Source organism: Arthrobacter echini (assembly GCF_008107445.1).
GTDB classification, from domain to species: domain Bacteria; phylum Actinomycetota; class Actinomycetes; order Actinomycetales; family Micrococcaceae; genus Arthrobacter_D; species Arthrobacter_D echini_A.
The window spans coordinates 648,040-664,892 of sequence record NZ_VSLD01000001.1 but is presented as its reverse complement, the minus strand read 5'-3'; the positions used below and the strand labels follow the sequence as shown (position 1 = coordinate 664,892).

17 protein-coding genes are annotated in these 16,853 nt (G+C 67.9%); 13 read left to right on the top strand and 4 right to left on the bottom strand.

Translation table 11 applies throughout. From position 1 onward, the window contains the following. Positions 1 to 49: 49 nt before the first annotated feature. Entirely contained in the window at positions 50 to 1,639 is a 1,590-nt protein-coding gene (locus FQ377_RS03165; RefSeq protein WP_148599759.1) for an MFS transporter, read from the bottom strand. 62 nt (positions 1,640 to 1,701) lie between these two features. Here FQ377_RS03165 and FQ377_RS03160 point away from each other — a divergent pair, with 62 nt between their 5' ends. From FQ377_RS03160 to FQ377_RS03135, 6 genes are all read left to right on the top strand, one after another. Further along, positions 1,702 to 2,241, top strand: a complete 540-nt coding sequence (locus tag FQ377_RS03160) for a TetR family transcriptional regulator (protein WP_148599758.1) — start codon at positions 1,702 to 1,704, stop codon at positions 2,239 to 2,241. A 99-nt stretch (positions 2,242 to 2,340) separates the two neighbouring features. Further along, positions 2,341 to 2,757 carry a large conductance mechanosensitive channel protein MscL gene (gene mscL, locus FQ377_RS03155; protein ID WP_148599757.1) on the top strand — a complete coding sequence of 139 codons (417 nt, stop codon included), beginning with the start codon at positions 2,341 to 2,343 and terminating at the stop codon, positions 2,755 to 2,757. Between the two features lie 188 nt (positions 2,758 to 2,945). Continuing rightward, a complete protein-coding gene (locus tag FQ377_RS03150; protein ID WP_148599756.1) occupies positions 2,946 to 4,409 on the top strand; it encodes a cryptochrome/photolyase family protein in 1,464 nt (487 codons plus the stop codon). A 118-nt stretch (positions 4,410 to 4,527) separates the two neighbouring features. Next, entirely contained in the window at positions 4,528 to 4,782 is a 255-nt protein-coding gene (locus FQ377_RS03145) for a hypothetical protein (protein WP_187393237.1), read from the top strand. 15 nt (positions 4,783 to 4,797) lie between these two features. Beyond that, complete coding sequence (locus tag FQ377_RS03140; RefSeq protein ID WP_148599754.1) at positions 4,798 to 5,715, top strand: FHA domain-containing protein; 918 nt, start codon at positions 4,798 to 4,800, stop codon at positions 5,713 to 5,715. A gap of 39 nt (positions 5,716 to 5,754) precedes the next feature. Beyond that, positions 5,755 to 6,291, top strand: a complete 537-nt coding sequence (locus FQ377_RS03135) for a 2'-5' RNA ligase family protein (RefSeq protein WP_148599753.1) — start codon at positions 5,755 to 5,757, stop codon at positions 6,289 to 6,291. A 55-nt stretch (positions 6,292 to 6,346) separates the two neighbouring features. Here the strand turns inward: FQ377_RS03135 and FQ377_RS03130 are convergent, their stop codons facing one another. The 3 genes from FQ377_RS03130 to purB are packed head-to-tail and all read right to left on the bottom strand — an operon-like array spanning position 6,347 to position 9,525. Beyond that, the gene (locus tag FQ377_RS03130; RefSeq protein WP_222861824.1) at positions 6,347 to 7,072 is read right to left on the bottom strand and encodes a CDP-alcohol phosphatidyltransferase family protein; all 726 of its coding nucleotides are present in this window, start codon (positions 7,070 to 7,072) and stop codon (positions 6,347 to 6,349) included. Between the two features lie 45 nt (positions 7,073 to 7,117). Further along, positions 7,118 to 8,074 (bottom strand): endonuclease/exonuclease/phosphatase family protein, encoded by a 957-nt coding sequence (locus tag FQ377_RS03125; RefSeq protein ID WP_148599752.1) that lies wholly within the window; start codon positions 8,072 to 8,074, stop codon positions 7,118 to 7,120. Between the two features lie 20 nt (positions 8,075 to 8,094). Continuing rightward, positions 8,095 to 9,525, bottom strand: coding sequence for an adenylosuccinate lyase (gene purB, locus FQ377_RS03120; protein WP_148599751.1), 1,431 nt, complete (start codon positions 9,523 to 9,525; stop codon positions 8,095 to 8,097). 123 nt (positions 9,526 to 9,648) lie between these two features. On the opposite strand from purB, the gene FQ377_RS03115 reads away from it, so the two are divergent. From FQ377_RS03115 to FQ377_RS03085, 7 genes are all read left to right on the top strand, one after another. After that, positions 9,649 to 9,957: a hypothetical protein gene (locus FQ377_RS03115; protein ID WP_148599750.1), complete on the top strand. Its 309-nt coding sequence runs from the start codon at positions 9,649 to 9,651 to the stop codon at positions 9,955 to 9,957. Continuing rightward, positions 9,954 to 11,243, top strand: coding sequence for a hypothetical protein (locus tag FQ377_RS03110; RefSeq protein ID WP_148599749.1), 1,290 nt, complete (start codon positions 9,954 to 9,956; stop codon positions 11,241 to 11,243). Before FQ377_RS03115 ends, FQ377_RS03110 begins: the two co-directional genes overlap by 4 nt. After that, positions 11,240 to 12,391 (top strand): histidinol-phosphate transaminase, encoded by a 1,152-nt coding sequence (locus tag FQ377_RS03105; protein WP_187393236.1) that lies wholly within the window; start codon positions 11,240 to 11,242, stop codon positions 12,389 to 12,391. The genes FQ377_RS03110 and FQ377_RS03105 overlap by 4 nt, the downstream gene beginning before the upstream one ends. Before the next feature lie 142 nt (positions 12,392 to 12,533). Continuing rightward, positions 12,534 to 13,754, top strand: coding sequence for a pyruvate dehydrogenase (acetyl-transferring) E1 component subunit alpha (gene pdhA, locus FQ377_RS03100; protein ID WP_187393235.1), 1,221 nt, complete (start codon positions 12,534 to 12,536; stop codon positions 13,752 to 13,754). Then, complete coding sequence (locus FQ377_RS03095; RefSeq protein ID WP_148599747.1) at positions 13,754 to 14,728, top strand: alpha-ketoacid dehydrogenase subunit beta; 975 nt, start codon at positions 13,754 to 13,756, stop codon at positions 14,726 to 14,728. The genes pdhA and FQ377_RS03095 overlap by 1 nt, the downstream gene beginning before the upstream one ends. Before the next feature lie 9 nt (positions 14,729 to 14,737). Beyond that, positions 14,738 to 16,396: a dihydrolipoamide acetyltransferase family protein gene (locus FQ377_RS03090; RefSeq protein ID WP_148599746.1), complete on the top strand. Its 1,659-nt coding sequence runs from the start codon at positions 14,738 to 14,740 to the stop codon at positions 16,394 to 16,396. Between the two features lie 9 nt (positions 16,397 to 16,405). Further along, a complete protein-coding gene (locus tag FQ377_RS03085; protein WP_148599745.1) occupies positions 16,406 to 16,627 on the top strand; it encodes a hypothetical protein in 222 nt (73 codons plus the stop codon). Positions 16,628 to 16,853 lie beyond the last annotated feature (226 nt).

Sequence of the window (16,853 nt, the reverse complement as noted above, 5' to 3'; positions counted from 1 at the left end):
CATCAACAGTAGTGTCAGCTGCTCCTGCAACCGCTGTCCTACCGGCCTGTCACGCAGACCGTGCTGGGGCCACAGGCTCGGTCTTCGCGCTTCCGCGCAGACTCCACGCTGCCAGGACGGACGCCCCGACCATCAGGAGGGCGGCGATACCCGAGGTGATGGTCACCCCGCTGTCGAACGCGTGGAACGCCGAGTCCCGCAGGAGTGAGGCGCCGGCGGGCGTCAGCTGGGACGCGACCTCCACGGCACCGCCGAGCGTCTCGGTGGACGATTCCACCTGGGCCTCGGTGAGTCCGCCGGGAAGTACGAGATTCTGCTGATAGGTCGCCAGAAGGATGCTGCCCAGCACTGCTGTGCCGAGGACGGAGCCCACCTCGTAGGCGGTCTCCGAGATGGCCGACGCCGCTCCGGCCTTCGCTGCCGGGACGGTCGAGAGGATGAGGTCGTTCGAGATCGTCTCGGACGCTCCGACGCCGAGCCCCAGGATCACGAACGCGAGCATGAGGAAGCCGGCCGAGCCTCCGTCGTCGAGCAGGGCGATCATCGCGTAGGCGACCGCCGAGAAGAGCAGTGAGACCGAGACGACCGCGTGCGGAGGCAGATGACGTACCACCGGCACGACGGCGAGACCCGCCACGATGGTCACCAGGAGCCCGGGAAGCAGGATGAGCCCGGCGTCGAGGGGACTGAGCCCGAGCACGAGCTGCAGGTGCTGCGAGACGAAGAAGAGGAACCCGACGAGGGAGAAGAGCGCCAGCAGATTGACCAGGACGGCGCCCGAGAAGGCCCGTACGGTGAACAGGCGTACATCGAGCATCGGGTCGGGACGGTGGAGCTGGCGCGTGACGAAGGCGATGCCCGATGCGAGGCCGATGAAGGCTGCTGTCGCCGAGACGAGCAGCGGACCATCGGTAGCGAGATTCTTGATGCCGTAGACGATCGGGAGCATGGTCGCGATCGAGAGCACGATACTCACGACATCGATCCGACCGGGAGCCGGGTCCTTCGATTCGGGCACCAGGATCGGGGTCAGGGCGAGCATGAGCACCAGCACCGGGACGGCCAGGAGGAAGACCGAGCCCCACCAGAAGTTCTCGAGCAGCACTCCGCCGAGGAGGGGCCCCAGGGCGGCTCCGGACGAGAAGCCGGCGGCCCAGACGGCAATGGCGATGCGTCGCTGGTTGCGGTCGGCGAAGATGTTGCGGATCAGCGACAGGGTCGAGGGCATGAGCATTGCACCGAAGACGCCGAGGCCCACGCGCGACGCCAGGAGGAACGCCGCGGTGGGGGCGAATGCTGCCGCCACCGAGAAGAGCGCGAAGCCGGCGGCGCCGATCATCAGCAGGCGACGACGACCGAAGCGGTCCCCGAGGCTTCCCATGACCACCAGGAGTCCGGCGAGCACGAGCGGGTAGCTGTCCACGATCCACAGCAGCATGGTCCCGCTGGTCTCGAAGTAGCGCGAGATCTCCGGCAGCGCGAAACTCAGCACCGTGTTGTCGACCGAGACCAGGAGTACGGGCAGCATCAGGACTGCGAGGGCGAACCATTCGCGGCGGCCCGCGAGGGGAGCAGGTACTGGGGTGCTGTTCGAGGTCACCCCGGGCACAGCAGTGGCGGAGGTATTCACGGTCGTCATTCCTCTAAGGTAAACCGTCCAGCCGGTACAGTACAAGAAAGGTGACGGGTATCATCGGGGTCGTGTCCAGTTCCCGCGAGCGCATCCTCGACAGCTTCGAGAGCGCCCTGATCCGCGCCGGTGAGCGGGCAGCGACGATGGACGCCGTCGCCGCTGCAGCCGACGTGTCCAAGGGTGGCCTCCTTTACCACTTCCCGTCCAAGGAGGCACTCGTGGACGGTCTGGCCGCGCGCCTCCGTTCCCTGGCCGAGGTGGACCGCGAGGCCATGCGGGCGGATCCCGAAGGGGCGGCCCGCTACTACGTGCGAACCTCGATCTTCGAGGACAGCGCCCTCGACCGCTCGCTGGTCTCCATGGCGCGATTGGCCCAGCAGGGGCACCCCACGGCGAAGGCATCGCTGGCCGAGATCCAGGACCGGTGGCTCGATGCCCTGGAATCCCAACTCGGCAATCGCACCACGGCGCTCGCCGTCAAGCTCCTCGGCGACGGCCTGTACTACGACGCAGCGTTCTTCGCCTCCGCCGGCTCCGGCCGCACGAGCGCCGGCGAGATCGCGGCGTTGCTCGACGTCGTCGACCTGATCGTCCACGCCGGTCGCTGACCCCGCACGTGGTCGGGGCCGCCGATCGCGGACACACGGGGACGGGCTGATTAGGGTGAGGCTGTACCAGGCGGCAGCCGAAGCATCCGGAGGAAAACAGTGTTCAAGGGATTCAGGGATTTCATCATGCGGGGCAACGTCATCGAGCTGGCGATCGCCGTGGTGATCGGTGGCGCGTTCACGGCCCTCGTCGGCGCATTCACCGAGAACATCGTCAATCCGGTCATCGCGTCCGCCGGTGGTGTGGACGCCGCCGGGGTCGGCTTCCCCATCAGGCCGGGCAACGAGGCCACCTTCGTGGATTTCGGGGCCGTCCTGACGGCGATCATCTCCTTCCTCATCACGGCTGCCGTGGTGTACTTCGTTTTCGTGCTCCCCATGAACCGGGCCAAGGAGCGGCTCCGGGCCCTGACCTCGGCCGGGGACTCCGAGGAGGAGCCCACGCCCGTGGACACCGCCCTGCTCACCGAGATGCGCGATCTGCTCAAGGACCTGGCGGCTCGGGACACCCGGTAGGACCGGCGGCACCCACGACCCCCAGGCACCCACGGCCCCACGGACCCCAGGCCCCCACGGCCCCCTGTCCGGTGCCGCCGGTGTTCCCGGCGCCGCCGGCGCCGCCGATTTTGCCGAAGCTGCCGGTGCTGCCGGTTGCGGCCGCTAGGGTGACATCCGAGCATCGTCCCGCCAGGAAGGCAGCCTCCGTGCACGTTCAACTCGTCCTGCCGCACCAGCTCTTCGAGGAGCATCTCGGGGCTTCGCCGGACACGACTTTCGTTCTCCTCGAGGACGACCTCCTGTTCCGCAGCCTCCGGTTCCACCAGCAGAAGCTCGTCCTGCACCGGGCGGCCATGACGATCTTCTCCCGACGGCTGGCCGAAGCCGGCTACGCCGTGCAGTATGTGGAAACCTCTGCGGACGTGGCGAGCCAGCAGCGGCTCGCCACCGTGCTGCGGGAGCTCGAGGCCACACGGGTGACCTACTACGACGTCGTCGACGAGTGGCTCGAGCGACGGCTCGGCACCACCCTCGCTGATGCCGGTGTCGAGGCACGCGTGCTCGAGACTCCTCAGTTCCTCACCTCGAGGGACGTCTTCGCCACCTACTTCTCCTCCCATTCCTGGCGGATGCAGACCTTCTACGAGTGGCAGCGCAAGCGACTCGGCATCATGGTGGGCGCAGATGGCTCGCCCGAGGGCGGGAAGTGGAGTTTCGACACCGACAACCGCAAGAAGCTCCCCCGGAAGATCACCGTGCCGGAGCTGCCGAGGTTCCACCGGCCGCCCGAGGTGGAGGAGGCGATCGCCTGGGCGCAGGCGGCGTTCCCGGACAATCCCGGGAACGCCGAGGCCTTCTCCTGGCCGGTGACCCACCAGCAGGCGTCCGATGCGCTGGAGGCCTTCCTGAGCGAACGGTTCGAGCTCTTCGGCCCCTACGAGGATGCGATCGCGGAGGGGCAGACCTATCTGTTCCACTCGGCGCTGAGCTCGAGCCTGAACTGCGGACTCCTCGACCCCGCGGAGGTCGTCGACCTGGCTCTCGACTTCGCCGCCAGGCACGAGACTCCCATCGCCAGTGTGGAGGGGTTCATCCGGCAGGTCATCGGGTGGCGTGAGTACATCCGCGCCTCCTACGTGCTGCGGGGCAGCGAGATGCGAACCGGCAACACGCTCGGGCTCACGGCGGATCTCGACCCCCGATGGTGGACCGGTGACACCGGTCTGGCGCCGGTGGATTCCGTGATCACCCGTGTCCTCGATACCGCCTACGCCCACCACATCGAACGGCTCATGATCCTCGGCAACGCGGCGCTCCTGATGCGGGCGCGGCCGGATGCCGTCTACGAGTGGTTCATGGAGATGTTCATCGACGCCTACGACTGGGTGATGGTGCCCAACGTCTACGCGATGAGCCAGTACGCGGCCGGCACCATGATCACCACCAAGCCCTATGTCAGCGGCAGCAACTACATCAAGAAGATGAGTGACTTCCGGGACGGACCCTGGCGGTTCAGCTGGGACGCGCTCTACTGGGCCTTCGTCGACGACCACCGTGACCTGTTCGCCAGGAATCCCCGGTCGAATATGAGTGTGGTGCTCCTCGACAAGATGGACCTCGGGAGGCGCGCCGACCTCGGGCAGGAGGCGGCCCGCTGGATTCCAGGCTAGGACCCGACGGCAGAACACGGGTTCCACGGACCAGTACCCTCCGCTAGTGTGGGCTTCACCACGTCAGACGAAGCACGAGGACGTCTGTCATCGTTAGATCACCGACGAAGGAATCGACATGACCGAGAACACCTCAAGCGTTGGTACCGGCGAATCCCACACAATCCGCGACTGGACCGATCTCGCGGAGGAGATGTGGTCATACCTGACCGGGCGCGGCGCTGCGATCAACTACACCCTCGAGGACATGACCATCGAGGTTCCCCGCGACATCGGGCCGGATGCACCCCGTGCCACGTGGAAGTTCAACGGCACACTGCGCATCACCACCAGTGACAATGCCGCCAGTGGTTCCGACCACCACACCAGCTGATTCGTCGCGAGCGACATGGCCTCCCCACTCCGGCTGGACATCGATATCGACTTCTCCCTGGGGGAACCTGCCCTCGACGGCAAGCCGGAGGCGCGGCTCTCCGGGACCGTCAGGGCCGCAGGTACCACCGTGGAGATCTTCGTCGACGATCCGGGAGCATTCCGCGGGAACAACGTGCCCGGACTCGGACAGGTGCGCGCCATGGCCAAGGGGCTGGCGGAGCAGGGACTCGAGGTGTCCATCTCGGGGCCAAAGGGACTGCTGGTCAGTGTCGGTGCCGTGCAGTCCTCCCTCGCCCAGCGGCTGATCACGCGTTCCCCGCACATACGGCTCGGCTCTCCGGGAACGCTCGCTCCGCTGCTCGGTATCGGTAAGCGTGCCCTCGAGAAGGACGACACACCGCGGCTCCTTCCGCCGTCCACACCCTTCCCCCTGGTGCCGACGGTGAACCGCCGGATCAAGCGGAACATCACGACCACGCACTATGTGCACGGAAGCGGCCGCCCCCGACTGATCTTCGTGCAGAACTCCGAGACATGGAACGGCCAGGTCCCCCGGGAGTTCGAACTCGTGGGCGATCGCATCACGATCGGCAGCGGCGAGGACGCGATGCTTCGCCTCGCCGGCCTCGACACAGTGCACGCGGAGGTCCTACATACCGTCGAGGACGAGTACGTGCTCGTCCCGCACGGGGCGATCACGGGCAGCGTCAACAGCAAGGAGAAGTCCATCCTCCGGACCGGTGCGCGCATCCAGCTCGGTGACTGGGCGCTCGCCTTCTTCCGTGAGGAGTACGCGGATCACGGCCGGCCCTTCGGCGGTCGCAGCGGCGGGGAGCTGTCCTACCAGCGACCGCAACGCAATCCTCGTACCGGTACCACCGAGCAGGACGGTTCCACCGGGATAGGGGACTTCCGGAGGCCGCCTCGCTGACGCAGCCCGGGACGCCGGCCGGGGGAGGAGGCGCATCCCGTGGCCGATAGTGTCGAACTCCTGCTGGACACGTCGGCGGACCTGTTCATCCGCGAGGACTGGGCCGCACTGGAGCACGAGGGCCTGCCGAATCTGTCTCGGCACGGGTCCGCGAGCAATGCACCGCACGTCACCCTCGCCGCCGCCTCGCGGATCGACGACCGGTATGACGCCGATCTCGCTGCCGCCGCAACCGCTGCGCCGCCCGGACTCGTCACCGCGGGCTTCATCGTCTTCCCCACGCGCCGGAAGTTCGTCCTCGCCCGGCAGGTGGTCGTGGACCAGAATCTGACAAATCTGCACCACCGGATCTGGTGTGCCCTGAACGGCCTCTCCGACGCCGTCCCGACCACCCGGGCGGGTGTCTGGACTCCGCACCTCACGCTCTCCCACTCGTTGACGGCCGAGCAGCTGGCCGATGCGCTCGGCGTGCTGCGCGAGCGCACTCCGGAGCGGCTCGGTACTGGTCCGGTGCGGCGCTGGAATGCACTGGAGAAGCAGCTGGTCCTGCTGGGTGGTGCAGACGAGCAGGCATAGCGGTGCCCGCTCGCCCCGTACGGGGTGGTCCAACTCCCGCCGTCGAACATCCTGATCACAGGGGCGCATTATCGTGATACCGGCGGATCGCCGCCCGGGCGGCAAGGATCAGCTGGACCGTGGCAGCCGGACGGAACCACCAGCGCCGCGGTACGTCGACCATGCGGCCCAGGAGGAGACTGCGCGAGAGGACCACGGCGGCCGGTGCCACCCACGCGGCGAGCGCAGCGAGCTGGACGGTCCTGCTGGTCTCGTGCCGCAGGCCGAACCAGGTCCACATGGCTGTGTCCGCGAGGAAGTCGGCGTACTGGCCGAAGGAGCTCTCCGTTCCGGTTGCGCGAGCCAGCTTGCCGTCGATGAAGTCACTGGCCAGCGCCAGGGCAGGGACCCATCCTCCCAACAGGTGCCCGACGGCCGGTAGATTCGCCCTCGACAGGGTGAGGGCGTTCGCCGGGCCCAGCGATCGTCGATCCTCCAGCAGTCCGAGATGTGTCACGGCGAGCGTCCAACTCACGGAGATCCACGTCCGGCCGCGCCGACCGGCCATGCCGGCGAGAAGGAGGTGCAGGGCCGTCACCTCGAGAAACGGCCGGGGCCGGATGAGGGCCTGCTCGACAGACCGCCTTGAGGCGGCGCACAGGAGCCGGAACCACGCACCCATGGTCCACCCACCGTCCCGGGCCAGGGCAAGGAGCTCATTCGTCGCGGTACGACTCCGGGGCGCGAGGGCTCCCGCCGTCGGGCGGCGCCCATCCAGCTCGTGTCCGGGAGCAGGCGTCAATGGCCGCCCCTTCGTCTCCGCTTTGGCGTCGCCTCTGTCCTGCCGCTATCGAGGCTCGTCGCCGGATCGGTCGTCACTGGGCTGGTCGCCTCTGGGCCGGTCGTCACCCGGCCGGTCGTCTCCGGGCTGGTCCTCATCAGGCCGCGAATGGTCGATGTCCAGCAGGACCTGTATGGGAGCATGGTCGCTGGCGTGCCGGCCCTCGAACGTCGACGAATTCACACCGGCCTGCCGGACCACCACCTCGGGTGTCGTCAGGATCCAGTCGATCCGGGGTCCGTGGAGGATCGGTTCGTCGTAGCGCGGATACGTGCCGTAGTCCGGCGTCAGCTGGTCCCGCGCGGTGGCCCAGGTGTCGGCGAGGACGCCCGAGGTGATGAAGCTCTGGAAGACAGTGGAGGAGTCGGCGTCGGAGTTGAAGTCGCCCATGACGATACTGGTCAGACCCGGCTGGAAGAAGCGCACCAGGTCGAGGACCGCCGAAGCACTCCGTCTCCGTGCGTTCTCGGATTCGTGGTCGAAGTGCGTGTTCACGATCAGGAGCTCCTGATCTGTGCTGGTGTCGTGGAAACGACCCCACGTGACGATCCGCGGCACCCCGTTGCCCCAGGTCGAGGAGCCGATCAGCTTCGGGGTGTCGGAGAGCCAGAACTGGTCCCACTCGATGAGCTGCAGACGCCCGGAGTCATAGAAGATGGCCGAGTATTCTCCGCGGCTGCCGCCGTCCCGACCCATCCCGATCATCCGGTGTGTCGCGGGGAGGGCCGACTCGATCACCACCAGCTGATGATGCAGCGCCTCCTGGACGCCGAGGACAGAGGGCAGTTCGCGCCGCAGTAGATCCTGGAGCGGAGCAATCCTGTCGGGCCAGTAGTCGGTGTCACCGGGACCGGAGGAAGGACGGTCGTACCTGATGTTGAAGCTCATGACGTGGAGGAACGTCCGACTGGCCCCTATCAGGGGCTCCTCTGGCGCTCCGGCCACGGTGGTGGGTCGGCTCATGACTGTGTCCTGGTGACCGCTCACCCCAGGTGGTCCACGAGGTCGGCCGCGATTCCCGTGTAATCGGCGGGCGTGAGTCTCAGGAGCCGCTCTTCAGCCGCCGGGCTGAGCTCGAGGCCGCCGACGAATTCCTTCATGCGCCCGGCATCCACCCGCTGACCGCGCGTCAGCTCCTTCAGGCGCTCGTAGGGGTCGTCCAGCCCCGGCACTCCGGCGATCGACTCCGCCCGCATGACCATCTGTACCGCTTCGCCGAGTACCTCCCAGTTGGCATCGAGGTCCGCTGCCAGGACGTCGTCGGCGACGTCGAGGCGGGCGAGCCCCTTGGCCACGTTGGAGATGGCCAGGAGGGAGTGGCCCATTGCCACGCCGATGTTGCGCTGGCTCGAGGAGTCCGTCAGATCGCGTTGCCATCGTGAGGTCACCAGGGTGGAGGCTAGCGTGTCCAGCAGACCCGAGGAGATCTCCAGATTGGCTTCGGCATTCTCGAAGCGGATGGGATTGACCTTGTGGGGCATGGTCGAGGATCCGGTGGCACCCGGAACGGGGATCTGCGCGAAGTACCCGATGGAGATGTAGCTCCACACGTCGGTGCAGAAATTGTGCAGGATCCGATTGAACCGTGCCAGATCCGAGTACAGCTCCGCCTGCCAGTCATGCGACTCGATCTGCGTGGTCAGGGGGTTCCAGGTGAGGCCGAGGCCCTCCACGAACGAGCGCGACACCGCCTGCCAGTCCGCATCGGGAACGGCGGCGTAGTGTGCTGCGTACGTTCCGGTTGCTCCGTTGATCTTGCCGAGGAACTCCGTGGCGGCGATGCGGTCCAGTTGACGCGTCAGTCGATGGGCGACGACGGCGAACTCCTTGCCGAGCGTGGTGGGGGTGGCCGGCTGCCCGTGCGTGCGGGACAGCATCGGCGTGTTCCTCGAGTCCCGGGCCCGGTCGGTGATCGCGGCGACGAGCGCTCGGGCGGCAGGGAGCCAAGTGTGCTGCACCGCTGCCTTGATCCCCAATGCGTAGGAAAGATTGTTGATGTCCTCGGAAGTGCACCCGAAGTGCACCAGCGGTTTGAGCTGCCCGATGCCGATACCGTCGAGGCGGCGCCCGATGAAGTACTCGACGGCCTTCACATCATGGACCGTGACCGCCTCGATCTCGGCGAGCTCCGAGACCGCGTCCGGTCCGAAGATCTCCACGATCCTGCGCAGCTCGGACTCCTGCCGGGCCTCCAGCGGTCCGGTCCCGGGCAGTACCGCCTGGCGGGTCAGATGGATCAGCCATTCGATCTCCACGTGGACGCGGTCGCGATTGAGCGCTGCCTCCGAAAGGAAATCGATGAGGGGGGCGACGGCTTCGCGATACCGGCCGTCCAGTGGGCCCAGCGTCAGGGATGTTCCCTCCCCCCGGGCCAGTGCAGCGAATTCGACACGGGACGGTGTGCAGTCAGCCATTGCTCCATCATTCCACGGAGGGACCCCTGCGCCCGCGACTCTGTCCACATATCCGGGTGCGCCGTCCGGCCCACGCGGCCCCGCCCATAGCGTTGCGACACAGCCGGAGGAGGAGAGCGCAGCATGGACGGTCAGGCGGTGTGGCGTTTCCCGGACGACCCCGGTGGTGGCGTGGCGGTGCAGGTGTCGGCCTTCGAGGCAGAGCTACGCCGGCACAGGGACATCCTCGACGATCTGCGGCGGCAGGCACTGTCCGTCACCCTGCTGTCCTGGGAGTCCCCCGCCGGGCGGTCGTTCCGGACCTATCTCTGGGCACGCTGCGCGGAACTGGCACGAACCGTGGAGCTGCTCGGCGCTGCGGCGGAGGAGCTGGGCAGCTACGGCCGCCTCCTCGGGGAGGCGGAACTGCTGCAGCGACAGGTGGGGCTGTGAGCGACGGACTGCGGCCGCTGATCGACCACGAGGAGGGTTTCGTCATCCAGGGGGGTGTGGGCGGAATCCGCTTCCAGTGGGAGGAACTCGAAGAGGCCGCCCGGCTCCTGAGGCTCCTCGCGTCGCAGGTCGGAGCGGTGGCTCTGGATCTCGCCTTCCTCGACCGCGATCTCGGTGCCCTGCCGTGGCTGGTCATGCGTGTCGGTCCGGCCGCAGCCGTCGCGGGCAGGCAGTACCAGTCAGCGCTCGGACAGGTCCACGCGGCGGCGACATCGGCGCAGGAGAACAATCGTGCACTCGAGTCGACCGGTGTGCGGCTGGGCACGAGTGTGCAGGCGTACCGCCTGGCCGACGGGGTGGTGCGCGCCGCGACGGAGGGGGTCCGTGCCGGGAGTGCTCTCATGGCACGGGAAGCTGCGCGCGAGGCCCTCGACCGCGGGGCGCTCAGCGCCGGTCCGATCGACCTGCGCCGCAGGGCAACGGCGCCCGAGGTGCCGTTCACGGGGACCGTCGAGGGCGTGCTCGACCGGGTGGCGGCCGTCGAGAACGACGACCCGGGTACGTTCGAGGTGCTGCGGACAGGACCGGACGGCCACCCGAACTTCGTCGTCGTCCTGCCGGGAACGCAGTCGGGACGCGTCGACGGGCGGGAGGGAGCCAATCCGTTCGACGTCGGTGGTATCGCCGAGGCGCTGGCGGAGGACAGCCGCTTCCTCGAGGAGGCCGTCGGTACGGCCCTGGAGCGGGCGGGGGCGGAGGCCGGGGACCCGGTGCTGCTCGCCGGGTACAGCCAGGGCGGCCTGCACGCCGTCAACCTCGCCGGATCGGACGCGCTGGGCGATCGGTTCGACGTGCAACTCGTCGTCACGATCGGCTCCCCCACCGGCTGGCACGAGACAGGATCCGGTGAGTACCTGCACCTGGAACACCGCGACGACGCCGTTCCCGGTCTGGACACCGTGCTGAACGAGGACGATCGCCACCGGACCACAGTGCGTCTCGGGAACCCCGTCCCCGAACTCGGGCGGAGACCCGACGGGTCCACGGAGCCATGGGGACTCGGGCCGGCCCACAAGGTGGAGAACTACCTGCAGGGCGCGCGGCTCGTCGACGCGAGCGATGCGCTGTCCCTCGCACCGGCGGTCGCACTCCTGGCCGCCGCCGGTGCGTCCGGCACGGCCCGGCGCTACTCCTTCACCGCGCTGCGGCGCAGGGAGGGCGGCGCCGCACCGGAGCGCCGTGGCCCACGAGGGGAGGCGGAACGCGGGTCTAGGCTATGGCCATGACATCGATCGACGACTCCTCCGCAGCACCCTCCGGAAAGACACTCGAAGCCTTCTCCGAGGCCGCCGGTATCCGCCCCCGCGACGCGCTCGGCAAGCTCCCGCGCTATGCAGCCGGCAAGCCCCCCCTGACGGTCGAGGGCCTGGAGAGCTTCAAGCTGTCCTCGAACGAGAATCCGTTGCCACCACTGCCTGCCGTGCTCGAGGCGATCGCAGCAGAGACCTCGATCAACCGGTACCCGGACCCCATGACGACGGCGTTGCGTGCGGAGCTCGCCGCCCACCTCGGGGTCCCCGCCACGGATATCGTCACCGGAGCTGGCAGCCTCGGAGCCCTGAACCAGATCCTCGCCACCTTCGCCGGTCAGAACGACTTCGGGGCGCCGGACGAGGTCGTCTACGCGTGGCGTTCCTTCGAGGCGTATCCCATCAGCGTGGGTCTCGCCGGAGCGGTCGGCGTGCAGGTGCCGGTCCGCGCGGACGGCACGCACGATCTCGAGGCAATGGCGGCTGCGGTCACCGAGCGGACCCGCGTGGTGATGCTGTGTACGCCGAACAACCCCACGGGACCCATCCTCACGCACGACGACGTCGTGGGCTTCCTCGGCCAGGTCCCGGACGACGTGGTGGTGGTGATCGACGAGGCGTACCAGGAATTCGTCCGGCGCCCGGACGCCGTGAACGGATTGGGGCTCTACCGGAGCCATCCGAATGTGATCGTCCTGCGGACCTTCTCGAAGGCACACGGCCTGGCGGGACTCCGCGTGGGTTACTCGGTGGCCCAGCAGTCGCTGACGGAACATCTGCGGGTCAGCGCCGTACCGTTCGCCGTCTCCCAGATCGCCGAGCATGCCGCCGTCACGTCGTTACGGCACATCGGCGAGGTGGAAGCCCGGGTCCAGTCGATCGTCGACGAGCGTACTCGCGTTGTCGCCGGACTCCACGAACTCGGATGGACAGTCCCGGAGGCGGAGGGCAATTTCGTCTGGCTCGCGCTCGGTGAGCACACCCAGGACTTCGCCGCGCAGGCCGGAGAGCAAGCGCTCTCCGTTCGGGCCTTCGGCTCCGAGGGTGTCCGTGTGTCCATCGGCGAGGAGGCGGCGAATACGCGGTTCCTCGAGCTCTGTGCAGGCTATCCGCATCGTCCGTGAAGCGGTCACGACATCCTGAATGGCACTGCGAGGGCCCGCTGACTAGTGTTGATCGGGACGTCGCCGGAACATATGGTCTTCGGTGCATGACCAACGGCATACATTCCACAACAGCAATGTATTCGGCCGGGTGAGGATACGGATGAACGGCAGTCGCTTGCCCACGGCGGAGTTCGAGGCCGAGGACGTGGCGCGTAGTCCGGACGTCGACGTGGCCGGATCCTCCGGGATCGACGACGCCGACACGCTGCACATCCTCTCGGAGCAGGGGGAGCTGGGTAGCACCCTGACGGCCCGAGTCGGGGGTGAGGTGGTGGACTTCTCGCCCTACGTCCGGGCCGACGATACCGAGCACCTCCGCTCGCTGTACCGCGACATGTATCTCATCAGGCGCTTCGACCAGGAGTCGACGGCGCTGCAGCGCCAGGGACAGTTGGCCCTCTGGGTGCCGCTCACCGGACAGGAGGGAGCGCAGATCGGGTCGGGTAGGGCGCTGCAACCCCAGGACTATGCCTTCCCCACCTACCGGGAGCACGGCGTCGCGCTCACGCGCGGAGTGGAGCCGGCGGATCTCCTGCGCCTCTTCCGGGGTGTCACGAACGGTGGCTGGGACCCACGCGAGCACAACTTCCACCTCTATACACTGGTCCTCGCGGCCCAGTGCCTCCACGCGGTCGGTTATGCCATGGGTCTGCAGCGCGATCAACTGGCCGAGCCCTCGCTGCCACCTGCAGCCTCGATCGCCTACTTCGGCGACGGCGCCAGCTCCGAGGGTGATGTCCACGAGTCCATGGTCTTCGCAGCCTCCTTCAAGGCCCCCGTGGTGTTCTTCTGCCAGAACAACCAGTGGGCCATCTCCGTCCCGTCGACCGTGCAGACGAGGGTGCCGCTGGCCCAGCGTGCGGCCGGGTACGGGTTCCCTGGCATCCGAGTGGACGGGAATGACGTCGTCGCCGTGGAGGCCGTGACGCGGTGGGCCCTCGAGCATGCCCGCTCCGGCAGGGGCCCGGTGTTGATCGAGGCGTACACCTACCGCATGAGCGCGCACACCACGGCTGACGATCCGACCAAGTACCGTCTGTCCGAGGACGAGCGACAGTGGCGGACGAGGGATCCCCTGCTCCGTCTGGAGACACACCTCCGTTCCACGGGCCAGGCGGACGACGCCTTCTTCGAGGGCCTCGACGCCCAGGCCCGCACCATGACCACCGGCCTGCGCGAAGCGGTCCTGTCCATGCCGGTGCCGGATCTCGAGGACCGGTTCGCGAGCGTGTACGCCGAGCCCCATCCCCTCGTGCAGGAGGAACTGGCGTTCTTCCGCGAGTACCAGGCCGGGTTCGCCGATGACGGGCAGGTGTCCTGATGCCCACGATGACCATCGCGAAGGCGCTCAACGAAGGGCTCCGCGCCGTCCTGGACAACGACCCCACCACGCTGCTCATGGGGGAGGACATCGGGGAGCTCGGTGGTGTGTACCGCGTGACCGAGGGTCTCAAGAAGGATTTCGGCGCCCTGCGGGTCGTGGACACCCCGTTGGGAGAGTCCGGGATCATCGGGACGGCCATCGGCCTCGCGTTGCGCGGGTACCGGCCCGTCTGCGAGATCCAGTTCGACGGCTTCGTCTTTCCCGGGTTCAACCAGATCACAACGCAGCTCGCCAAGCTCCACACCCGCAGTGACGGCATGCTCAGCGCGCCCGTGGTGATCAGGATTCCCTATGGCGGGGGGATCGGCAGCATCGAGCACCATTCCGAGTCACCCGAGGCGCTCTTCGCCCACACCGCGGGCCTGCGGATCATCACCCCGTCGAATCCACAGGATGCCTACTGGATGATCCAGCAGGCTGTGACCTGCCAGGACCCGGTCATCGTCTTCGAGCCCAAACGGCGCTACTGGCTCAAGGGCGACGTGGACACCTCGGCGCCGGCGTCCGATCCGTTCTCCGCCCATACGCTCCGGGCCGGAACGGATGCCACGGTGGTCGCCTACGGACCGCTGGTACCCGTGGCACTCGCAGCGGCGAATGCCGCGGAGGCCGACGGCCGGAGCATCGAGGTCATCGATCTGCGGTCCGTCTCGCCGATCGACTTCGACACCGTCACCGCGTCCGTCCTCCGTACGGGCCGGCTCGTCGTCGCGCACGAGGCACCCACGTTCGGGGGGATCGGCGGGGAGATCGCTGCGCGTGTCTCCGAGCGCGCTTTCCTCTCGCTCGAGGCACCGGTGATCCGTGTGGGTGGATTCCACATGCCGTATCCGGTGGCGCGCGTGGAAGAGCACTATCTGCCGGACATCGACCGCATCCTCGAGGCACTCGACCGTGCCTTCGCGTACTGAAGGATCATCATGACGCTCAAGACATTCGATCTGCCCGACGTCGGCGAGGGTCTCACCGAAGCGGAGATCGTGGAGTGGCGAGTCGCTCCGGGGCAGGCGGTCGCGGTGAACGACATCATCTGCGAGATCGAGACCGCCAAGTCGCTGGTCGAACTCTCCTCGCCGTACGAGGGCACAGTATCGGAACTCCTCGTGGTGGCGGGCGAGACCATCGAGGTCGGCACCCCGATCATCTCCGTCGACGATGCACGGGAGTCACCGGGGGGTTCGGCGGGATCGGGTGGTTCGCAGCAGGAGTCATCGGGGGGTTCGGCGGGATCGGGTGGTTCGCAGCAGCAGTCACCGGGGGGTTCGGCGGGAACCACGGGCTCGTCGTCGGCAGCGCTTGCCGACGCCATTGATACTCCAGTCCCGGCGCCGGACATGCCGGGTGAGGTCGCCGGGCCGCTCGTGGGATCGGGTCCGAAGGCCGACTCCGTCAAGCGGCGCCCGCGGAAATCCTCCGCGACAGCTGGGCCGGGTACGCCGTCGGCCGGAACGTCATCACGCACCACCCCTGCAGATCAGCGCACGACGCCGGGTTCGCCGTCGGACACGAGCAGCACGCCGGCCGGTCAGCACACGACGCCGGTTTCGCCGTCGGATACGAGCAGCACGCCGGCCGGTCAGCACACGACGCGGGCCTCGCCGTCCGACTCGAGCAGCACGCCGATCCCCGCGGACCAGCGCACCCCCCGACCCGGCGGGACCGGCGGTCGCGTCCTCGCCAAGCCTCCGGTGCGGAAGGCCGCGCGGGACCTCGGGATCGACCTCGCTGATGTCCCGGCCTCGGGCTCGGCGGGGGACGTGACCAAACAGGATCTCCTCGGTTACCGGGATCGACTCGGCGGTGGTCGCGGCTCAGTCCCTCAGTCCGTCTCTCCGTCCGTCACACCGTCCATCGCTTCGCCCGGCACCGATCGCGGCATCTCGGCAGGCGACCGCATCGAGCGGATCCCGGTGAAGGGCGTCCGGAAGGCGACGGCGGAGGCGATGGTGCGGAGCGCCTTCACCGCTCCGCATGCGAGCATCTTCGTGGACGTCGATGCCTCCCGCACCATGGAGTTCGTGCGCCGGCTCAAGGCCTCACGGGACTACGAGGGCATCAGGGTCTCGCCCCTGCTGATCGTCGCCAGGGCCGTCATCTGGGCGGCCGCCCGGAACCCGGCGGTCAATGCGACCTGGGGCGATGACGAGATCCTGGTCAAGCACTTCCTGAATCTCGGGATCGCGGCCGCTACCCCGCGTGGGCTCATGGTGCCCAACATCAAGGACGCCCAGGATCTCTCCCTGAAGGAACTGGCGCTGGCCCTGAACGAGCTGGCGACGACGGCGCGGGACGGCAGGACCCAGCCGGCCCAGATGCAGGGTGGTACATTGACCGTCACCAACATCGGTGCGCTGGGCCTCGACACCGGTACCCCCATCATCAATCCGGGCGAGGTGGCGATCGTGGCATTCGGCACCATCAAGCAGAAGCCCTGGGTGGTCGGGGGCGAGGTGGTGCCCCGCTGGATCACAACCCTGGGAGGATCATTCGATCACCGGGTGGTCGACGGCGAACTCAGTGCTCGGTTCATCGCGGATGTCGCGTCGATCCTCGAGGAGCCTGCGCTCCTGCTCGATTAGTCTGGGCTCATGGACCAGGAGTACGGAAGCGACCGGGGGAGGCCGTCACGACGGCATTACCCGCTGAGCAGGCTCCTGCTCGTGGTGGTCCTCGGATTCGTGGCGTCCAGCATCCTCCAACTGGTGTTCCCCGATCTGGGTGTCGTCGGGAGACTGTCGATCCTCGTCATCATCGCCGCCCTCATCTCCATCGCGGTCACGATGCGCCAGCAGAGACGCCCACCGCGCTGAGGTACCAGGCCGTGGACAGCCCGATCCTCCACGCCCTGTAGTCGCTCCTGCCGGGCGCTGCCCCTGTTGCGGGACGAGGTCCGGGTCGCTGCCGCCGCGCTCTTGCCGGGATGATGCCCGGGTCGCTGCCGCCGCGCTCTTGCCCGGGTCGCTGCCGCCGTGCTCTTGCCGGGACGATGCCCGGGACGAGGTCCGGGTCGCTGCTGCCGTGCTCTTGCCGGGACGA

Bases quoted from the DNA above. Each gene is read 5' to 3' on its own strand.
- FQ377_RS03165 (WP_148599759.1), bottom strand. From the start codon at position 1,639: ATGACGACCGTGAATACCTCCGCCACTGCTGTGCCCGGGGTGACCTCG.
- FQ377_RS03145 (WP_187393237.1), top strand. From the start codon at position 4,528: ATGACCGAGAACACCTCAAGCGTTGGTACCGGCGAATCCCACACAATC.
- FQ377_RS03140 (WP_148599754.1), top strand. From the start codon at position 4,798: ATGGCCTCCCCACTCCGGCTGGACATCGATATCGACTTCTCCCTGGGG.
- FQ377_RS03125 (WP_148599752.1), bottom strand. From the start codon at position 8,074: ATGAGCCGACCCACCACCGTGGCCGGAGCGCCAGAGGAGCCCCTGATA.
- purB (WP_148599751.1), bottom strand. From the start codon at position 9,525: ATGGCTGACTGCACACCGTCCCGTGTCGAATTCGCTGCACTGGCCCGG.
- FQ377_RS03115 (WP_148599750.1), top strand. From the start codon at position 9,649: ATGGACGGTCAGGCGGTGTGGCGTTTCCCGGACGACCCCGGTGGTGGC.
- FQ377_RS03105 (WP_187393236.1), top strand. From the start codon at position 11,240: ATGACATCGATCGACGACTCCTCCGCAGCACCCTCCGGAAAGACACTC.
- pdhA (WP_187393235.1), top strand. From the start codon at position 12,534: ATGAACGGCAGTCGCTTGCCCACGGCGGAGTTCGAGGCCGAGGACGTG.
- FQ377_RS03095 (WP_148599747.1), top strand. From the start codon at position 13,754: ATGCCCACGATGACCATCGCGAAGGCGCTCAACGAAGGGCTCCGCGCC.
- FQ377_RS03090 (WP_148599746.1), top strand. From the start codon at position 14,738: ATGACGCTCAAGACATTCGATCTGCCCGACGTCGGCGAGGGTCTCACC.
- FQ377_RS03085 (WP_148599745.1), top strand. From the start codon at position 16,406: ATGGACCAGGAGTACGGAAGCGACCGGGGGAGGCCGTCACGACGGCAT.